This window comes from Paraburkholderia sp. (assembly GCF_026225065.1).
Lineage (GTDB): Bacteria > Pseudomonadota > Gammaproteobacteria > Burkholderiales > Burkholderiaceae > Paraburkholderia.
Window position 1 is genome coordinate 11,973 of the sequence record NZ_JAMFSB010000050.1, and the last position, 19,085, is coordinate 31,057.

Sequence of the window (19,085 nt, forward strand, 5' to 3'; positions counted from 1 at the left end):
AACCGTTGAGATGCCGCTGGGCATCGCACTTGCACGCGTCGCTTCTGTTAAGCGGCGAGTGCCGGTCGATGCCCAGCGCGTTCAGCGGTACGGCTGCACGCATCACCGCTGGTATCACGCACCCAGCAGCACGCCGGTGCGCAGCGGCTTCGTTCCCGTAACGCGGCCCAGCGGCGCGCCCGCTGTCACGAAGCGGATCGCACGGCGCATATAGAAAACGCCATCGGTCTTGCTACTGATGGTGGTCGTCTCGTCGGTCAGCGGATCGATGATGTCGAACAGCGGATCGCCTGCGCGAATGCTGTCGCCAATGTTCGCACGGTGCACGAGTATTCCGCTCACCGGCGCATAGAACTGCTCGCTTCCCGCGAGCGGCGTGGCCGGCGCGAGCAGCTCGGGCAGCTCGGGCAGCGGCTTCGGCTCGCCGCGAATCGCCTTACGCCACACCAGGTAATCGACCAGTGCATCGGCATCCTGTTGCGCCACCGCGTACGAGACGTCGCGTTGGCCGCGGCATTCCACCGTCACCGCAACCGTGCCGGTCCCAACCGGTTGGTGCGCCGGCAGCTTCTGCTGCAGCTGCCACCACAGCAGGCTATACATCTCGTCGAATGCGGCCGCGCCCGAGTCCGTGGCGAGCAGCGAAGCGCGTGCGCCGAGATAGCGCGAGAGCGGCTCGAAGTCGGGCCAACCCGCTTCGCTCGTGTACAGATGCATCACCGCTTCCAGTGAGCAGTGCAGATCGATCACGACATCTGCATCGAACGAAAGCTTTTGCAGAGCCAGTTGCAGCGATTCGAATTCGGTCAGCGGCTTCTGCTCGTTCAGCTCCGCGCTCATCAGTTGCCGGACGGTCTGGATGTTCGCCACCGGGTCAGTTCCGAGCGACTCCCTGGCGCGTTCAAGCAGACGCGGAAACATCAGGAAATTGCGGTTGAAGTTCTTGCCGCTGGCCAGATCGAAGCGTCCGAGAAACTGGCCCAACACGTATTGGCCGAGCCCGACCGGGTTCGCCACCGGCACCACAACGATCTCCGCAGCCAGGGCGCCCTGCGCCTCCAGTTCGAGCAGACGACGCTTCAACAGGACCGTCGTCAGCATCGCGGGCGTTTCGTCCGCGTGCAGGGTCGACTGTACGTAGATCTTCTGGCCACTGTCCTCAGGTCCAAAATGAAAGCTCACCAGTTCACGATGAGTGCCAATGGCGGGTGACAGCAGAGGGATCGATTGTTTCTTCATGAGCGTATAGCGAATGCGGAGGGACCAACGTTATCTATATCTGTTCTATGTCTGTACAGCAGCGTGAGCGCAGCGATTGGTGATCAATCGCTGCCGTACGGATCGAAGTCGAAGTACTTGTGCGCAATCTTCGCATACGTGCCGTCCCTCAACATCGAAGCGATCGCGTCATTGATCGACGCCTGCAGGGCTGTTTCGTCCTTGCGCAGACCAATGCCGGTGCCATGGTCGCCCATCGACAGCGGCGCGCCGACAAACGCGAAGCCCTTGCCGGCCGGCGTACGCAGAAAGCCTTGATCCGCTTCCACCGTACCCAGCAGGGCGCCGTCGAGGCGGCCATTCACCAGGTCCGCGAAGACCTCGTCCTGACTCTTATACGCTACCACGCTGACGCCATGCGGCGCCCAGTGGGCTTGCGCATACGTTTCGAACTGCGTGCCCGATTGCACGCCGATCTGCTTGCCGGCTAGCGACGCCGGCGCGTCGCTCAACCCCGAGCCCTGCTTCGCGATGAGATGCGATTTGAACTGAAACAGTTTCGACGAGAACAGGATCTGCTGCTCGCGCTTTTCAGTAATCGCCATCGACGACATGATCGCGTCGATCTTGCGCGCCTGCAGCGCAGGGATCATCCCGGAGAACTCCAGTTCCACCCACTCGCATCTGGCGTGGATGCGCCGGCAGATTTCGTTGCCGAGGTCGACGTCGAAGCCCTTCACGCTGCCGTCTGGGGCCTTCGAATCCATCGGCGGGTAGCTCGGGTCAATGCCGAGGCGCAACGTGCCACTATCAGCAGCAAACGCACCGCTGCTGATAGTCAGCGCGGCGATCAGGATCATCAACGGAGTCTTCATGGCGAGGCGGTCGGGGTTGGGGCGTTTGTCGGAAAGGAGCGGATGGCGTGCGGCTGGACCGCGCGGCGTCTGGCTGGCCTCATGCTAACCCGCGTTGGCGCCCCAAAGAAGCCCTCCCGGGCTATCGCGATCACATTTAGCGATCCCCCATCGCGTCAGCCGGTCTCACCCTGTCTCGGCCCGTGCCGCCCGTGCGCGGGCGGGATAGCGGTGAATGGGCGCGATTCGTGAGTCGTCCCGTCGGGAAATGGGGTCCGCCACTCTGACTTGTCCGCCAAACCCTCGCCGTCCCCGGACAACTCTTTGGGCAGGGCCGCCAGCAGGTTAGGATGGCCACAAGAACATTACGATTGACCGGCAACGTAGTCGCAAAAACACTCCGATCGCGCCAAACGGTCAAGGAGACAAGTGACATGCTTGCGCCATGAGCATCCTGCCAACCTTATCCCGATCCGTTAGCCCTTCCATGCGAGTCCTATTCGTCGTCGGCAATCTGGGTGACTACCATGTCCCCCGGTATCAAGCGCTTCTCCGCCTTGCCAACAGCCGCGGCCACGAAGTATTTCTCGTCGAGATATTCGGCAAATCCGGCGTGTACGGCTTCCCTCAGGATCGCCGCGCGGCCTTCTTCAATACTCATCCCGCGAACTGCGTCACGTTAATCAAGGACGCTAGCGAAGGCGACGGTCACACCTTCCGGGTGGCGGCCGAGCTGCTAACGGTCTTCCGCAACTTTGCTCCGGACGTCGTCGTCACGCTGGGCTACAACACCAACTATTCGATCGTGCTGTGCGTGCTGAAAGCGCTGACGCGCCGCTTTTCGCTGATCTACATGTCGGACTCGAAAGCCGACGACGGCAAGCGTTACACCATCAAGGAACGTGCGAAGCGTTTGCTGGTGTCGAGGTTCGACGCCGCCCTTGTCGCCGGCGAAAAGCACCGTGCCTACGCGGAATCGTTGGGTATCCCAATGGAACGCTCGCGTGTAGGCTTTGATGTGATCGACGTCGAGTACTTTTCCAGAATGGCCCGCGAAGCCGTTTCGGCGGTAGACGAAATTCGCGCGCGCTTCACGCTGCCGCCGCGTTACGTGTTATGCGTCAGCCGCTTCGTGGCGCGCAAGAATATCGACCTGTTGATTGGCGCATTCTTTCACGCGGGACTGCACCTGCGCGGCATCTCTCTCGTGCTGGTAGGGCAAGGTCCATGCAAAGCTCAATTGCTGGAGCAGATCGACCGGCTCGGGTTGGCCAAACATGTGCTCATCCTGAGTTCGGTGCCAAACCCCCATATGCCCGGGCTCTACGCGCTGGCGGATTTCGTCGTGCTCGCCAGTAAATTCGACCAGTGGGGTCTCTGTATCAACGAGGCCTTTGCAGCCGGTACGCCGGCCATCGTCACGCATGCTTGCGGTGTGGCGAACGAACTGGTGCAGGACGGCGTCAACGGCTTCATCGTCGAGCCGGATGACGAATCGGCGCTAGCGGCGAAGATCATGCAACTGGGCACCAACAGCGAGTTGCGCGAACGCTTCTCCGCCAACGCGTTGTCGTCTGCGAAGCGCTGGACGCCGGCGTTGTTCGCGTCGAATACCATCGAACTGGCAGAAGCGATGATCGGCCCGGCGAGTCGCACGCAGGAAGCGGCTTAGAAACGGGAATAGGCTCACTGCATCCGCGCTTCGTTGCGTGTCACGCATGCAACGAAGCCACGGGACGAGCAGCGCGACAATCAAAGATTAGGCGCGAACACCGCCGCCGAGCCCGGCGCAATGCGGCGCTTGAGAATTCGCGCTACCGAATACATCGTACTCAGACGCTCGACCCCAAGCCGTTGCTTCAGCACTCCACCGAAGCCATCCAGGAAGTTGAAGGTGGCGGGGCTGGAAAATCCATCGAAATCGAACGTTAGCTTGCGCTCGAGGGCGTGCTGGATCGCCGTCCAGATCAGCAGGCTGATCGACCCGCCGTGCGCGCCAAGGGCACGCGACGAAAGCAGGTAATACATCGAGTGTTGATCCCACACCAGACCGATGGCTGCGACCAGTCGCCCGCCCGGGCCATAAGCCCCTAACAGATGGCCCGCCTTGCGGGCGACGAATGCGTTGACCAGTTGCCGCATCACGGTCGATCCGTAGGCGTTCGTGCGCGAACGTTCAAGCAGATTTGCTTCGTAAAACTGCAGGAATTCGCTAGGTGTCGCGATAGGTGCGACCGTGAGATTTCGCTCTGCACTCCGGATGACATTGCGGGTTTTGCCATGCAGATGAGCCCAGGTTTCAGGCACCGTGCAATCCGGCGCGATCTGAAACGTATAGCGCGCCGAGACGGTAAATCCGCGCAAGGCGAACGCCAGCGCATCTTCAGTGCGCGGATCGAACAACTGAAAGAAGCTATCGAAATGCGGCAGTTGCTCGATCAGTTCCGAGGTGATGCTCAGCCGATGATGCTGCTCGTGCGTGCTGTCGAGGCCCATGGGTTTGATGACCGGGCCCAGCGTTCGCGTGAGCGGCGGAAGATGCGAAATCCGCCACACACCCATGCGGGTCGGATGGTAAGGTAATTCGCCGAGCACCTCGTTGCGGCGCACGACTTTCACCGTGCTCCAGTTACCGCCGGTTGCGATATCGAGCCACCAGGGTTCGTGGAAAATGGATTGAGCAACCGATGCCTCGACTGAGCGCGCCGACGCAGTGACAGACGGCACCACGGGGGCGCTGCGTATCACGCGTTCAAGAGGCACCGCTGAGTCTCGTACGGTTGTCATCGGCAACTCACATGGTTCCGGGCCCGATCCCCGTTGATACAGTTTGCCTTTCCCCACAAGCCGCCATACGCATTGTTTCGCTCAGACGAATGCGCGCGGTTCGACCCGACTACGGCGAGTCTATTCGCACTTTGGTAGTACTTTCACGCCAAAATCGAGTAAAAACAGTGGACTCGTATGGAGAAAGGCAGGTCTCGGAAAAGTGTTCTGCTCGATGGCCACTTAAGCCGAAAGGGTTACCGGTGTGAGGGCGATTTTCACGCCTATCCGACGATGTTGAAGTCAGCTAAATACTTATCGCTTAGCGTGATGCCAAGCCCAGGCGTTTCGTCGGATAGTTGCAGAAAGCCGTTTTCCGGCTGCGGCTCACCTTCGAAAATGTAGTAGAACAACTCGTTGCCCACTTCCACGTCGAACACCGGAAAGAACTCCGACATCGGGCTCGCCGTCGTGGACATTGTCAGATGATAGTTGTGCATCTGCCCCGCATGCGGAATGACGGGCACGGACCACGCCTCGGCCATTGCGTTGATCTTGCGCGCAGCGGTAATGCCGCCCACGCGATTCGTGTCGTACTGGATCACGTCCACCGCGCGCCGCTCAAGCAGGTCCTTAAAGCCATAGATCGTGAACTCATGCTCGCCGCCCGAGACGGGAATGATGTTCATCTTCTTCAATTCCTGGTATCCCTCGACGTCGTCGCCGATCACCGGTTCCTCGATCCAGCGCGGATTGAATTCGGCGAGACGCGGCAGCATGCGGCGCGCGTATTCGAGCGTCCAGCCCATGTAGCACTCCACCATGATGTCGACCTCATCGCCCGCGAGTTCGCGCAACAGGCGGAGCTGTTCGATGTTTTTCATCATGCCTTTCGGGCCGTCTTTGGGACCATAGCCGAAGCGCATCTTCATCGCGGTGAAGCCCTGCTCGAGGTAGCCCTTTGCCTCACCAAGAAACGCGTCACGGTCATCGTTGTTGTAGAGCTTCGAGGCGTAGCACCAGATCTTCTCTTTGGTGCGTCCGCCGAGCAGCTTGAACACCGGCTTGTTGACTGCTTTGCCCATGATGTCCCACAGCGCGATATCGATGGCCGAGATCGCCGCCATGCCAATGCCCTTGCGGCCCCACGCCAGCGTACGGCGGTACATCTTCTGCCAGATGTATTCGTTATCGAACGGGTCCTCGCCAAGCGCGATCGGGGCGAGATGTTCGTCAATGATCTGCTTGGCCACGCGCGGCGCCAGCGCACAGTTGCCGATACCAACGATGCCATCGTCGGTCTCCACTTCCACCACCAGCCAGCCGTGAAAGCGGAACGAGCCCATTGCATCCCCACGCTCGAAGAGAATATCGACGGCGTTGGTGCAGAAATGCGCTTGCGGCGGCACGACCTTGCCTTTCCATTCAAAGACGCGGGTGCGGATATGTTTGATTTTCATGGACATCAGCTCCTCGGAAAGGTTAGTGGCTCGGCCGTTTGCCAAGCGATGTGGTGGATTCTTCAGGCAAGCGGACCGTCTCCGGCGATGTGGACTTGAACCACTGCAGCAATGCGGCGCCGATCAGACCAACCACCGCCAGCGAAAGCATGCCGGCCTGCGGCACGCCCATGAGGCGCTCGGCGAAGGCCTTGAGATTCGGCGCGACAAAGCCGCCCAGATTGCCGATTGAATTGATGAGTGCGATCCCGCCGGCGGCCGCGGCGCCGCCGAGGTAGCCCGTCGGCAACGTCCAGAAAAGCGGTTGCACGGCGACGAAACCAATCGCCGCAACGCAAAACGCAGCAATCGCAAGCACGACGGATGAGGTCATCGCGGAGGCCGCAATGCCGAACGCCGCGAGCGTGAGCATCGCCGCGGCCCAGTTGCGATGATGACCGTGGCGGTCCGCTGTGCGCGTAACGATGAAGGTGCCAGCAATCGCCGCGATCCACGGGATGGCGGTCAGTAGCCCGACCTTTGTGCCGACGTGGCCACCAGTCAGGCCGGCGATGCGGGTGGGCAGATAGAAGACCACGCCGTACACGCTCATCTGGACGGCGAAGTAAATGAGGCTGAGAAACAGCACGCGCGGATCGCGCAGTGCCGCCAGCACCGTGGCTGGACCGTGGGCGCGCTTACGCTCGTCCTCCACGCGCAGGGCAGCAGTCAACGCATCGCGTTGCGACGTGTCGAGCCAGCGGGCATCCTCGGGACGGTCGGTCAGATAGAAGAACGCGATCACGCCGACCACGGAAGCCGCGATGCCCTCCACCACAAATAGCCACTGCCATGGGTGCATGCCGAACGGGTTCGAAATATCGAGCAACACGCCCGAGACGGGGCTGCCAAACAGCATGGCGAGCGGAAAGCCGAAATAGAACACGCCCATGGTTTGCGAGCGTGTGTTTGCTGGAAACCAGCTGGACAGAAACAGGATAATGCCGGGAAAGAAGCCTGCCTCGGCGATACCGAGCAAGACCCGCAACGCGTAGAAGCTCGAGGCGTCGTGAACCAGCGCGGTACACGCCGAGACAAGCCCCCAGGTGACCATGATGCGGCTCATCCAGACACGCGCACCGAGCCGGTACATCAGCAGGTTGCTGGGCACTTCGAACACGGCATAGCCGACAAAGAAGATGCCGGCGCCGAAGGCGAACGCCACATCGCTCAGGCCGGTGTCGGCCTGCAACACGCTCTTCGCGAAGCCAACGTTGGCGCGGTCGATAAAGGCCAGTATGTACATCAGCACGAGGAAAGGCAGCAGTCTCGTGCGTGCCTTCGCGATGGCGCTCTCCAGCGCCACGCCGCTAGTCGCGTTCATTGATTCGTCTCCTGAGTCTTGTTTTGTGCGCCGCACGCAATCATTGCGGGGACGCCTCTGGTAGCGCTTCAGCTCCGCTAGTGTGCGAAACTATGCGATAACTGACTAGTGAATTAATCGAATCGGCCTATTCCCTGGAGTTATCGCTCGTATGATCGCGCCTGCCTCGACCATTCGCAAACGGCTACGCCTGCGTCACCTGCAATTGATGGTGGCACTCTCGGAAACGGAGTCGCTACGGCGCGCGGCCGACGAGCTCGCAATGACTCAGCCCGCCGCCACCAAGGCGCTCAGAGAGCTGGAAGACACCATTGGCGTCTCGCTGTTCGTGCGGCACGCACGCGGTATGGAGCCGACCATCTTCGGCGAAGCGGTGATGCGCTACGCGCGGGTCGTATTCGAAGACCTCGACGAGTTGCGCGACGAACTGGCGGCAATCGAGGCCGGCGATATCGGCAAGGTGCGCATCGGCGCGGTGATGGCGCCAGCGCCCGAACTGCTGACGCACGCCATCGTTGCGCTGAAGGCTGCGCATCCGCGCCTGCAGATTTCGGTGCAGATCGATACCAGTGACGTGCTCGTGCAGGCGCTGCAGCAAGACCAGCTCGACATCATGCTCGGACGTATTCCCGATGGCTTCCCCGCGCTCGACCTGAGTTTCGAAACCTTGGGCGAAGAGGCCCTGTCGATCGTTGCGCGGCCTGATCATCCGGTTGCGCACGCAACGGTTCGTCCGAAGCTCAACGAACTGGCGAAGTACCCCTGGATCGTGCAGCCACATCCCAGTCCGATGCGGCAGATCATCGACCAGACCTTTCGCGAGTCGCGCGTCGCACCGCCCATCAGCACGGTGGAGACTTCATCGATCCTGACCACGCTGTCGCTCCTGCTCGACTCCGACATGCTGGCGGTGCTGCCCACTTCCGTAGCGCAGTACTACGTCGATCTGGGGACCATGGCCGCACTCGCCACACCGCTGCGCGGCCGGCTCGCCCCCTATGGGTTGATCCTCAGGAAGAACCGGCGGATCCGGCCGGCGACGCAACTCGTGATCGACGCAATTCGCGCGGCTTGAACCGCGGGCGGCTTAATAAAATGAGAACATCGCAAGCCACCATGCGACACGCATGGCGAAATGCGCGCTACCGTACGAAGTAAAACGTTTGCGTCTTCAAGGATGGTTGAATCGGTCGATTTACCCTTGCAACGTCAAGCGCGGACCCTGCATACTGCCTAGCACCACTAACGACGCCGCTTCGTCACGGCGCGATTGACCGCTCGCCCAGCCTCTCGCTGGCCAGTTGCGGCGATAAAAAATATCAGAGGGAATCATGAACGTACGCTTGAGCAGTGTCGAACTGCGCCCGGTCGATCTGGCAGATCCAGAAGTGGCGCGACTCTACCTGGAATGCCTCGATGCTGAAAAACGCTTGCGTGGTAGCAGGAAAGTGGCCGCTGCGGCGGTATTCCAGTTACGGGAAAAGCAGTTGAACGAGCTATGGAAGCGACTGGGCGAAGTCGACGCGCAACTATGCAGCGAGTTGCAAGACGGGGTGCGCGAGTGGCATGAAATCGCCGTCAAATTGCGCGGCGGCGAGTGAAGGGCGAATGAGCGGTAAGTGAATGCCCGTACCCGTGCGGAGTGTCTGCCGTACTAAGGACGCAGCAGATCGAAGCCGCCCAGCACGACCACTCCGCTTAGCGCAATCAGCGCCACAGAGTGCTGGCCAAAATAAAGAATGGCCGCGGCCGACCAGGTGGCAAGAGTAAAGGCTGCAATTCGCTTCATGATGAAATAGCCGCAACGGCGGAGCTCTGGTTTCTGTCGTGTTCAATCATGGGGCGTCGGAAACGCGCATACGACCCCCATATGGTTAGCTACACAACCAGTTGCAGAATATCACGCTTGCCCGAAAGCTCGCTGCCAGGCCGCCAGCGCACCAGCTCGCTCACTCTGCCGGATCGCGGAACAGATCAGCGCACAAGCTGCGCCCCGCATCGCTCAATCGCGCGGTGCCCTTACCATCCTCGGTCAAGGTCGTCTCGGCGATGCCGCCATCGGCCAACGCCGTCAGGTGACGCCGCAGCGCACTCATTGGCACACCGGCCTGCTTCGAGAGCTTCGCCAGCGACCAGTCGCGCCCGGGGGTCTCCTGCTCCGCGCGCCACAGCTGCATCAAGATTGCCACCAGCATCGGATCAACTTCGTCGTTCATCAGCGCCCCCTCAGGCCATCTCTGCCACAAGGCCGCCCAGCGTCCTGAGCGACGCTTCCGTCTGCGCGGTCCAGGGATAGCTGTAATTCAGCCGGATAAAGTGGCGAAAATCGTTGCGGGTGGAAAACATGTAGCCGGGCCCGACCGTGATGCCGCGCGCAAGCGCGGCCTGGTAGAGCCGCATCGAATCGACGCGTTCCGGCATTTCCACCCACAGCACATAGCCGCCCTGCGGCGCGGAAACGCGCGTACCAGACGGAAAGAAACGCAGCACCATCGCGCTCATCAAACGCGCCTGTTGATGGTAGAACTTGCGCACGTGGCGCAAGTGGCGATCGTAGCCGTCCTGCCGCAAATAGTCGGCCACGGCCACCTGCGGCACGGACGGCGTCGTCAATGTGTTCAGGAATTTGAGCTTTTCCACTTGCGCACGGTACCGGCCTGGCATCGCCCAGCCGATCCGGTACGACGCAGTCAGGCTCTTCGAAAACGAAGCACAGTGCAATACCAGCCCCTTGGTGTCGTATTGCTTGAGCGTGGACGGCCGCGCTTCGCCGAAGTAAAGCTCCTGATAGACGTCGTTCTCGATCACCGGGATATCGTGTTCCGTGAGCAGGTCGAGGAGCTGCCTCTTGCGTTCATCCGGCATCTGAAAACCGAGCGGATTCTGGAAATTCGGCATCACCATGCACGCCGCGATTTTCTGCCTGTCGATAATCCCGGCCAGCACCTCGACGTCGATCCCGTCGGTTGGGTGCGTCGTCACCGCAATGGCGCGCATCCCGAGACGTTCGATGGCGTGCAGCATCGCATAGTAAGTCGGCGACTCGACGACCACCGTATCGCCCGGCTTCGCCACCGCCTGCAGGCTCAGATTGATCGCCTCAGTCGCGCCGAGCGTGACGATGATCTCGTTCGGATCCACCGGCACGCCGTTTTCCGCGTAACGCCGTGCAATCTGGCGGATCAGTTCCGGATTGCCGGGCGGCAGGTCGTCGATCAGGTTCCAGCTCGCATGACGCCGGGCAATCGCGTTGGCGTACTGGTTGATGCGCCGCCAGGGGAATAACGTGGGATCAGGGTACGGCGAGCCGAGCGGCACGGCGTCGTGAGCACGGATGCTGCGCAAGGTCGACAGCACCAGACGGCTCACGTCGACTTCTGAGGCGGGCGCGGGCGACGGCGCCGCCTGATCGCGCACGGTCTGCGGCGGGGCCGCCAGCTCACGCACGAAGTAGCCCGACTGCGGACGTGTCTCGATCAAGCCACGGCCTTCCAGCAAGGCGTAGGCGTGCAGCACCGTCTTGATGCTGACGCCGTGCTGCTGGCTCGCCTGGCGTACGGACGGGATCCGCTCGCCGGCAGCGAACACGCCGCGGCGCACGGCGGCACCGATTTCATCGGCGAGTTTTTCGTAGAGCTTCAAGGGCTAGGCGACCGGGCGCACGGCGCGTGGCAAGGGAAATGACCGCAGTTTATGCCAAATCGCAAAAAACTGTATCCCTCGCCTTTCCCATTTTCTGTGTTCCGCGCGCTTTTCGGAACACAGTAGGCTTCGGTTCATCGGCAAATCCGCCTGTTTACCGGCAGCAAGGTCATGAAAAAATCCGAAGCGCGCATCGAACCGTACACCCACCCCGCAGCGGGCTGGGGCGCCCTGAAGTACGTCGCGATCAACCTCCTCAAGGAAAGGGTCTCCGGCGCCAACTACAAGACCTTGTTCAAGCAGAACCAGCCAAACGGCTTCGATTGCCCGGGCTGCGCATGGCCGGACCGCGAACATGCCTCCACCTTCGAATTCTGCGAAAACGGCGTCAAGGCGGTGGCCGCCGAGGCCACCAGCAAGCGCGTGACACCGGCGTTCTTCGAGCAGCACACCATCGAGGAACTGATGGCGCAGTCCGACTACGAACTCGAACAGCATGGCCGCCTGACCGACCCGATGGTCTACGACGCCATGCTCGACCGCTACGTGCCGATCGAATGGGATGCAGCGTTCGAACTGATCGCGCGTCATCTGAAAGCTCTCGACGATCCCGACCGCGCCGCCTTCTACACTTCAGGACGCGCCAGCAACGAAGCCGCCTTCCTGTACCAGTTGTTCGTGCGCATGTACGGCACCAACAACTTCCCTGACTGCTCGAACATGTGCCACGAAGCGACCAGTCGCGGCTTGCCGGGCACGGTGGGCGTCGGCAAGGGCACCGTCATGATGGATGATCTGGAACACGCCGATACGCTGTTGATCTTCGGCCAGAACCCGGCCACCAACCATCCACGGATGCTCGGCGAACTGCGCGAGTGCGCCAAGCGCGGCGCGACCATTGTTTCGATCAACCCGCTCAAGGAACGCGGCCTCGAGCGCTTCGCCAGCCCGCAACACCCGGTTGAAATGCTGACCATGGGCAGCACTCAGATCAGCTCCGTGTTCATTCGCCCGAAGGTGGGCGGCGACTTCGCGCTGATCAAGGGCGTCGCCAAGCGCGTGATCGAGCTGGACGACGCGGCACTGGCGAGCGGCGGCGAACCCGTGCTGGACGTGGATTTCCTCGCCGAACACACGGTGGGCTTCGAGGCCTTCGCCGACGACCTGCGCGCGGAAAACTGGAACGCGATCGTCGCCGAATCGGGCGTGCCGATGGAAGACGTGCTCAAACTCGCCGACATCTACGTCAAGGGCAAAGCGGTTATTTCCACGTGGGGCATGGGCCTCACGCAGCACAAGAATTCAGTGCCGACGATCCAGATCCTGTCGAACCTGATGATGATGCGCGGCATGATCGGAAAACGCGGTGCGGGTCTATGCCCAGTTCGCGGTCACTCGAATGTGCAAGGCGACCGCACGGTGGGGATTGAAGAGCGTCCGACCCAGGCGTTTCTCGACCGTCTTGGCAAGGTCTATGACTTCGAACCGCCGCGCGAGCACGGCCTCGACGTCGTGAACTCGATTCAGGCGATGCTCGACGGCAAGGTGAAGGTGTTTATCGGCCTGGGCGGCAATTTCTCGATTGCGACGCCGGATACGCCGCGCACGTGGGACGCCATGCGTTCCTGCGATCTGACCGTGCATATCACTACCAAGCTGAACCGCAGCCACCTCGTGCATGGCCGCGACGCGCTGATCCTGCCGACGCTCGGCCGTACCGAGATCGACATGCAGAACGGCGTGGCGCAAGGCGTGAGCGTCGAAGATTCGTTCAGCATGGTGCATATCTCGTACGGCATGAACAAGCCGGCTTCGCCGAATCTCCTATCGGAAATCGCGATCGTGGCACGCATGGCGGACGCGACGCTCGGCAGCGGCAAGGTCGACTGGCTGGCGCAAATGGACGACTACGCGCTGATCCGCGACGGCATCGAGAAGGTGCTCGACGGCTTCGAGAACTACAACGAGCGCCTCAAGCACCCGGGCGGCTTCCACCTTGGCGTCGCCTCGCGCGAGCGGATCTGGAACACGCCTAGCAAGAAGGCGCAGTTCCTCGTGCACGCCATTTCCGTAGACACGCCGATTCACCGCGCCCGCAGCCGCCACGGCGAGCGCCTGATGACGCTGATGACCACCCGTTCCCACGACCAGTACAACACCACGATCTACGGTCTGGACGACCGCTATCGCGGCGTCTACGGCCAGCGGCGCGTGTTGTTCGCCAACAAGGAGGACCTCGCGATGCTCGGCTTCGTGGCCGGCCAGCGCGTGGACATTACCAGCGTGTGGGACGACGGCATCGAGCGCCGGGCGAACAGCTTTTTGCTGGTCGAGTACGACATCCCGCGCGGCTGTCTCGGCGCGTACTATCCGGAGACGAATCCGCTGGTGCCGCTTTCGTCGGTCGCAGACGGGGCCGGCACCCCGACGTCGAAGTCGATCCCGGTGCTGCTCACTGCTTCCGTGGAAGAGCTGGAAGCGGTGGCTGCCTGAGAATGAACGCGGAATGAACGCGGTCTGATTCCCGGTCGAAGCAAAAGGGCCGTTCCGACATGAGTCGGAACGGCCCTTTTGATTTTCACGTCATGCTCTGGCACGCCTACACCAGCAGTTTGACCAGCAAGGAGCCAATCAGTCCGGCTGTACCGACGATGACAAGCGTCTGGATGATGGTCAGCGATTTACGCGACCGGGACGACGAAGAATTTGAGGAAGAAGTCACGAGTATTTCTGGTTTCATTTCAAGGAACGGCATACGCCGCGCGGCGCCCAGCCCGAGCCGGACGTTTTGCGAAGGCGTGATTGTACGTCCAGGTTCGAGATAGGCGAATTTTTGCGGGCGGCGACAGATTGCCGCCTCCGTGCCGCTCAGTTCTTGACCGGGAAGTACCAGAGATTGCGGTCGCTATAGCCGAATTGCGTGATGATCGCCCCCAGCGTGCCGTCTGCGCGGATTTCATCGAGCGCACGCGAAATCGCGTTGTTCAGATCCACATCGTTCTTGCGCAGCGCGTAACGGGCATAGCCGTATTCCTTCGGCCGCGGCTGATAATCGTTCACGATCTCCATTGCGACCGTGGGGTGCTGCTTCAGGAACTGTGAGATCTTGATGTCGTCTTCCATCGCCACGTCGATGCGCCCTGCCATCAGATCAGCGAATTCCGCCTCGTTGCTCGCATAGAGCTTCATTTCCTTCAGGTCTTTACGCTCGCCGAGCAACTCGTGGTTGATGCCACCGCGTAGCGTGCCAACCGTATGGCCTGCAAAATCGGCCCAGGTGTGGATCTTCAAAGGATTACCGCGCGCGACTGCGATGCCCGAGCCGTACCAGTAGGCCGGACTCGTGAACGCCACGACGCGCAAACGCGCTTGCGTCTCATGCAGGTTATCGACGATCACATCGGCTCGCCCGGACAGCAAGGTGGGAATCAGCGCGTCGAAAGGCACGATATCCCAGTCCACCTTGGTGATCCCGAGGCGTTTGGTGATTTCGCGGAAGATGCGCACGTCCGCACCGTCGAAGCTATTGGTCTTGTTGTCCTGAAACGTCGACGGCGGGTCGGTGGCGATGATCAGGGTAATGCCCTTTTCGACGGCGCGCCGGTAAGAGCCGTCGCCGCCATCGAAACGCGCGCTGCTGATCGCTGCTTCATCGGCGGCCCAGACTGTCGAGACAGACAGCAGACCTGTCACTATCGATGCAAGCATCAGCATCGCCATTTTCATGGAAAACTCCTGAATCGTTGGTCTTAAGTTTGGAGTGCTACAGACTGACTGCTCCACCGAGTTGCCTGTTCCGCTCCCACAGCGAACGCAAAAAATCCCGGGTACGCGCTTGCTGAGGCGCCGCAAAGAACGCGGCAGGATGGCCCTCTTCAACGATCCGCCCCTCGGCCATAAAGACGATCCGGTCGGACACCTCGCGCGCAAACCCCATTTCATGTGTGACGACGACCATCGTCATGCCTTCGTCGGCAAGCGTGCGCATCACGCGCAAGACCTCGCCCACCAGCTCGGGATCGAGAGCGGACGTGACCTCGTCGAACAACATGACTTCGGGCTGCATGGCGAGCGCACGCGCAATGGCCACGCGTTGCTGCTGGCCACCGCTCAACTCGTGCGGGTAGGCGTCCGCTTTCGCCCGCAGGCCGACCTTGTCGAGCAACGCATAGGCGGATTGCGTTGCATCGGATAGCGAAAGACCCAGTACGTGAATCGGCGCCACCGTAATATTTTCGATCACGCTCAGATGCGAGAACAGGTTGAACGATTGAAACACCATGCCGACCTTCGCGCGAATCGCTTCAACCTCTCTGTCGCTATCGGCACGGCGGCGGCGGTTCCCGAGGTTTTGGTAAACGGCGCTTCGTCGAAATAGATCGAGCCGCTATCGACGGTTTCCAGGTGGTTGATGCAGCGGAGCATCGTCGACTTACCCGACCCCGACGGTCCGACGACACACAGCACCTCGCCTTTCGCGACGCTGAGCGATACGTCCTCCAGCGCCTGGTGGTCGCCGAAGCGCTTGTTCACGCCCTCGAGACGGATCATGGCGCACCCACCGCGGCATCTGGAGCGCCATGATCTATCGGCTTCGCCTTGTTGCCGACGTTCATGCGCCGTTCGAGCCAGCGCACCAGCAGCGCGCTAGGGTAGGAGAACGCCAGATAGATCGCGCCAATAATGGTGAACACCGTGGCGTACTGGAAGTTCGTCGACGAAATGATTTGCCCCGTAAAGATCAGTTCTTTGACAGTGACGATCGATACCAGCGAGGTGTCCTTGAACAGCGAAATGCCGTAATTGCCGAGCGGCGGAATCACCACGCGGATCGCCTGGGGCAGCACGATCAGGCGCAGCATCTTGCGACGCGACATGCCGAGGGCTTTGGCGGCTTCGATCTGACCTCGCGGAACCGCGGCGATACCGGCGCGGTACACCTCTGCAAGATAAGCCGAATAGTTGATCGACAGTCCGATGACTCCGGCCACGAACGGATCGAAACGAATGCCGAACGACGGCAGAACGAAGTAAATGTAGAAAAGTTGCAGCAGCGCGGGCGTTCCGCGAATCACTTCGATATAGATCGACGCGCACGAACGCAGCAGCCGCGAGCGGCCAAGTTTGGCGAGTGCGATCAGCAGCCCAAGCGGCAGGCTGATCAAGATGATGCAGAAGGTCAGCGCCAGACTGGTGGCTGCGCCTCTCATCAACGCGGGCAAGTAATCGCCCACGCCGTGCAAGTCGAACAGGGCAAGAAATTCTGTCAGCATGGGGTTCCTTCGTGCCGAAGCCTGACGCGCGCAACCATCCGCACACCTGGTTGTGGTGTCGCGCCTCGCGCAATCTGCTCGATGTCGTGGCCTGGTTATTTACACCGCGTAGACTTCGGGATCCACTTCCGCGCCCAGCATCTTGCTCACGCGATCCGCATGTCTGCGGATAGTCCGTCCCAGCTCATGCAGGTCCTCATCGCTCATGCCGCTTTTCAGCGTGGTCACGCTGATCGCGGCGACGCCCTCGCCCTCGCGATTGGTAATGGCCGCGCCGATGCACACCACACCAATGTTGTCCTCTTCGTTGTCGAAGGCATAGCCGCGCTCGGCAACCAGCATCAGGTCGCTCATCAGTTCGGCAGGTGTCACGAGGGTGTATTCGGTGCGGCGCGGCATGCCGGTTTGCGTCAGCAGTTTGACCACCCTTGCTGGCGGCAGCAGGGCCATCAGCGACTTGCCAAGCGCCGAGCAATGCGGCAATTCGCGTTGCCCAAGCGCTGACGCGATCCGCAAGATGCCGGGCGCGTCGACGCGGTTGATCGCCACCGCGTAGCCTTGATCGAGGATAGCCAGCCGTGAAGTCAGCCCGGTCAGCTCGGTGAGTTCGCGTAGGACCGGCATGGCGAGCTGCGACACGCCGATATCTTCCGCCGCGCGATCGCCAAGATAGACGAGCGAAAGCCCCAACCGGTAGCGGCGCGAGCCCCCGAGGCGGACGTCGGCCACGAAATTGCGCATCAGGAGCGTCTGCAGCAACGCGAACGCCGTGCTCTTCGACACCCCAATCTGTTCGGCGACCCCTGCGACTGTCATACCTTCGCTGGCGGCCTTCCCCAAGGCCTCCAGGACATCGAGCGCGCGATTAACACTCCGTAGCGCGTACCGGTCCTCAGCAGTTTGAGCTGCATCTGTCATTTTCTGTTTTGATTCCATTGATGAAGCTACTCGACAGGATCCCACATCTCATATTGACAGTCACTAAATCGGAAACTAACATGAACTTAATGCCGAACGCAGTTCGGTAGTGCCGAACAATTAATCGATCGGTATCTGGCGGTCCGGATTCACGGCCCGCCTCGCCACGAAAAATAGCGACAGGAGGCCGAAATCGAGAGGCACCGCGTTCCGGGGATTTTTGCGCGGTGTCACACAGCTCGGCGGCAAGGACCATGGGAATAGTCTCTGAACAAGTTTTGTGCATCGACGGGCAGTCGAAAATGTCCGGCGCACATTCCGCGAAACTCGTCCACAGCGAACTCGCGCATATCAAGCTGGTGCTTGGCCGCTTGTCGGCGTCCGACCTCAGTCTGTCGGGGCTGCCGCGCGCTTACTGGCGCAAGCGCCTGCGCAGCGTCACGGAGAATTATCAATTGTCGCCGGCACAGTTTGGCGAAATCGACCGCATTCTTGCTGGCCTGTCGGACTAGGACATCTGCCGCAAATCCCCGCGTCTAGCCGGCTGCCGCAAAATCTTTCATATCACTCCAATTTATTTCGCTTCAATTTCAACCCAGTAAGTCATGCCGGATTGGTCATACGATCCGCGCGCTATTATCGGGTATCCCACGAAGACCGCAACGCCACACTGACATTGTTGCGTCCATTTGCTGACATGCTAATGACATGGCGAATTTCGGCCTCCAACCACGGTCCGGTTTGGTCTGCGTAATATAAAACGTAAAATCCGCTGCATTCCAATGATTATCAGGAGCACATCAATGACTGAGCGCGCAAACGGGCCGGTTGCGGCTACGACCTATCGTGGCGAAGCGATCGAAAACACGCATGTTGCACATGTGGCGGTGGTCGATGCGCAAGGCGGTCTGCTCTACGCGTTCGGCGACCCTTTGCGCGTGACGCTGGCGCGTTCCGCAGCCAAGCCCGCGCAAGCGTTAGCGGTGCTAGAAACCGGCGCGCTCGAACGGTTCGGCTTCGAAGAGGCCGACCTCGCGCTGATGTGCGGCTCGCACAATAGCGAGGACCGGCATATTGAACGCGCACGGCAGATGATCGCGAAAGCCCACGCGAGCGAGGCCGACCTGCGCTGCGGCGGCCATCCACCTATATCCGACGCCGTTTACCGGTCATGGATCAAGCGCGATTTCACCCCAGGTGCGGTGTGCAGCAACTGCTCCGGCAAGCACGCCGGCATGCTCGCAGGTGCACAGGCGATCGGCGCGGACGTGCAGGATTATCACAAGGCCGATCATCCGCTGCAGCTTCGCGTGAAGCACACCGTCGCTGACGTCTGCGATCTGCCTGACGAGGCGGTCCAGTGGGCCGTCGACGGCTGCAATCTGCCCACGCCGGCTTTTCCGCTCGAGCGTCTCGCGCGGCTTTACACAAAGCTCGCCGACGCGGCGGCTCAATCGTCTGAATCATCTGCGCGCAGCGCGGCGCTCGCCCGCATCTATCGCGCGATGACCCGATACCCGGAGATGGTCGCGGGCGAAGGACGTTTCTGTACCGCGTTGATGCGTAGCTTCGATGGAGCGCTGGTCGGCAA

The 19,085-nt window shown here is 61.0% G+C and carries 18 protein-coding genes and 1 pseudogene; 6 read left to right on the top strand and 13 right to left on the bottom strand.

Going from position 1 to position 19,085, the window contains the following annotated elements:
* Window positions 1-114: 114 nt before the first annotated feature.
* Both M0954_RS03995 and M0954_RS04000 read right to left on the bottom strand, forming a co-directional pair.
* Window positions 115-1,239, bottom strand: a complete 1,125-nt coding sequence (locus M0954_RS03995) for a succinylglutamate desuccinylase/aspartoacylase family protein (RefSeq protein ID WP_297351755.1) — start codon at window positions 1,237-1,239, stop codon at window positions 115-117.
* A gap of 83 nt (window positions 1,240-1,322) precedes the next feature.
* Window positions 1,323-2,093: a transporter substrate-binding domain-containing protein gene (locus M0954_RS04000; RefSeq protein WP_123386577.1), complete on the bottom strand. Its 771-nt coding sequence runs from the start codon at window positions 2,091-2,093 to the stop codon at window positions 1,323-1,325.
* A gap of 466 nt (window positions 2,094-2,559) precedes the next feature.
* Here M0954_RS04000 and M0954_RS04005 point away from each other — a divergent pair, with 466 nt between their 5' ends.
* Window positions 2,560-3,744 (top strand): glycosyltransferase family 4 protein, encoded by a 1,185-nt coding sequence (locus tag M0954_RS04005; protein ID WP_297351757.1) that lies wholly within the window; start codon window positions 2,560-2,562, stop codon window positions 3,742-3,744.
* Window positions 3,745-3,824: 80 nt separating this feature from the next.
* Here M0954_RS04005 and M0954_RS04010 read toward each other — a convergent pair whose 3' ends face one another.
* The 3 genes from M0954_RS04010 to M0954_RS04020 form a co-directional block, all read right to left on the bottom strand.
* Window positions 3,825-4,859 (bottom strand): GNAT family N-acetyltransferase, encoded by a 1,035-nt coding sequence (locus tag M0954_RS04010; RefSeq protein WP_297351759.1) that lies wholly within the window; start codon window positions 4,857-4,859, stop codon window positions 3,825-3,827.
* A 263-nt stretch (window positions 4,860-5,122) separates the two neighbouring features.
* Entirely contained in the window at window positions 5,123-6,298 is a 1,176-nt protein-coding gene (locus M0954_RS04015; protein ID WP_122157246.1) for an L-rhamnonate dehydratase, read from the bottom strand.
* 22 nt (window positions 6,299-6,320) lie between these two features.
* Entirely contained in the window at window positions 6,321-7,661 is a 1,341-nt protein-coding gene (locus M0954_RS04020; RefSeq protein WP_297351760.1) for an MFS transporter, read from the bottom strand.
* 151 nt (window positions 7,662-7,812) lie between these two features.
* On the opposite strand from M0954_RS04020, the gene M0954_RS04025 reads away from it, so the two are divergent.
* Both M0954_RS04025 and M0954_RS04030 read left to right on the top strand, forming a co-directional pair.
* Window positions 7,813-8,736, top strand: a complete 924-nt coding sequence (locus M0954_RS04025; RefSeq protein ID WP_133893924.1) for a LysR family transcriptional regulator — start codon at window positions 7,813-7,815, stop codon at window positions 8,734-8,736.
* Between the two features lie 256 nt (window positions 8,737-8,992).
* Window positions 8,993-9,262 (top strand): hypothetical protein, encoded by a 270-nt coding sequence (locus M0954_RS04030; RefSeq protein WP_123386581.1) that lies wholly within the window; start codon window positions 8,993-8,995, stop codon window positions 9,260-9,262.
* A 53-nt stretch (window positions 9,263-9,315) separates the two neighbouring features.
* Here the strand turns inward: M0954_RS04030 and M0954_RS04035 are convergent, their stop codons facing one another.
* From M0954_RS04035 to M0954_RS04045, 3 genes are all read right to left on the bottom strand, one after another.
* A complete protein-coding gene (locus tag M0954_RS04035) occupies window positions 9,316-9,450 on the bottom strand; it encodes a hypothetical protein (RefSeq protein WP_297351763.1) in 135 nt (44 codons plus the stop codon).
* A gap of 160 nt (window positions 9,451-9,610) precedes the next feature.
* Window positions 9,611-9,880, bottom strand: a complete 270-nt coding sequence (locus tag M0954_RS04040; protein ID WP_122159334.1) for a helix-turn-helix domain-containing protein — start codon at window positions 9,878-9,880, stop codon at window positions 9,611-9,613.
* Between the two features lie 7 nt (window positions 9,881-9,887).
* Window positions 9,888-11,303 carry a PLP-dependent aminotransferase family protein gene (locus M0954_RS04045; RefSeq protein WP_122157249.1) on the bottom strand — a complete coding sequence of 472 codons (1,416 nt, stop codon included), beginning with the start codon at window positions 11,301-11,303 and terminating at the stop codon, window positions 9,888-9,890.
* Between the two features lie 171 nt (window positions 11,304-11,474).
* On the opposite strand from M0954_RS04045, the gene M0954_RS04050 reads away from it, so the two are divergent.
* Complete coding sequence (locus M0954_RS04050) at window positions 11,475-13,796, top strand: FdhF/YdeP family oxidoreductase (RefSeq protein WP_123386582.1); 2,322 nt, start codon at window positions 11,475-11,477, stop codon at window positions 13,794-13,796.
* A 106-nt stretch (window positions 13,797-13,902) separates the two neighbouring features.
* Here M0954_RS04050 and M0954_RS04055 read toward each other — a convergent pair whose 3' ends face one another.
* The 5 genes and pseudogenes from M0954_RS04055 to M0954_RS04075 form a co-directional block, all read right to left on the bottom strand.
* On the bottom strand, window positions 13,903-14,025 hold the full coding sequence (locus M0954_RS04055) for a hypothetical protein (protein WP_297351765.1): 123 nt from the start codon (window positions 14,023-14,025) through the stop codon (window positions 13,903-13,905).
* A gap of 146 nt (window positions 14,026-14,171) precedes the next feature.
* Window positions 14,172-15,029 carry an ABC transporter substrate-binding protein gene (locus M0954_RS04060; RefSeq protein WP_122157252.1) on the bottom strand — a complete coding sequence of 286 codons (858 nt, stop codon included), beginning with the start codon at window positions 15,027-15,029 and terminating at the stop codon, window positions 14,172-14,174.
* Between the two features lie 37 nt (window positions 15,030-15,066).
* Window positions 15,067-15,854 (bottom strand): annotated as a pseudogene (locus M0954_RS04065) (amino acid ABC transporter ATP-binding protein).
* Window positions 15,851-16,576 carry an amino acid ABC transporter permease gene (locus tag M0954_RS04070; RefSeq protein ID WP_122157254.1) on the bottom strand — a complete coding sequence of 242 codons (726 nt, stop codon included), beginning with the start codon at window positions 16,574-16,576 and terminating at the stop codon, window positions 15,851-15,853. The pseudogene M0954_RS04065 and the gene M0954_RS04070 overlap by 4 nt, the downstream one beginning before the upstream one ends.
* A 99-nt stretch (window positions 16,577-16,675) precedes the next feature.
* Window positions 16,676-17,512, bottom strand: a complete 837-nt coding sequence (locus M0954_RS04075) for an IclR family transcriptional regulator (protein ID WP_122157255.1) — start codon at window positions 17,510-17,512, stop codon at window positions 16,676-16,678.
* A 284-nt stretch (window positions 17,513-17,796) separates the two neighbouring features.
* Here M0954_RS04075 and M0954_RS04080 point away from each other — a divergent pair, with 284 nt between their 5' ends.
* Complete coding sequence (locus M0954_RS04080) at window positions 17,797-18,006, top strand: hypothetical protein (protein WP_133893921.1); 210 nt, start codon at window positions 17,797-17,799, stop codon at window positions 18,004-18,006.
* A gap of 291 nt (window positions 18,007-18,297) precedes the next feature.
* On the top strand, window positions 18,298-19,085 hold a 788-nt coding region (locus M0954_RS04085; RefSeq protein WP_297351767.1), incomplete at its 3' end, for an asparaginase.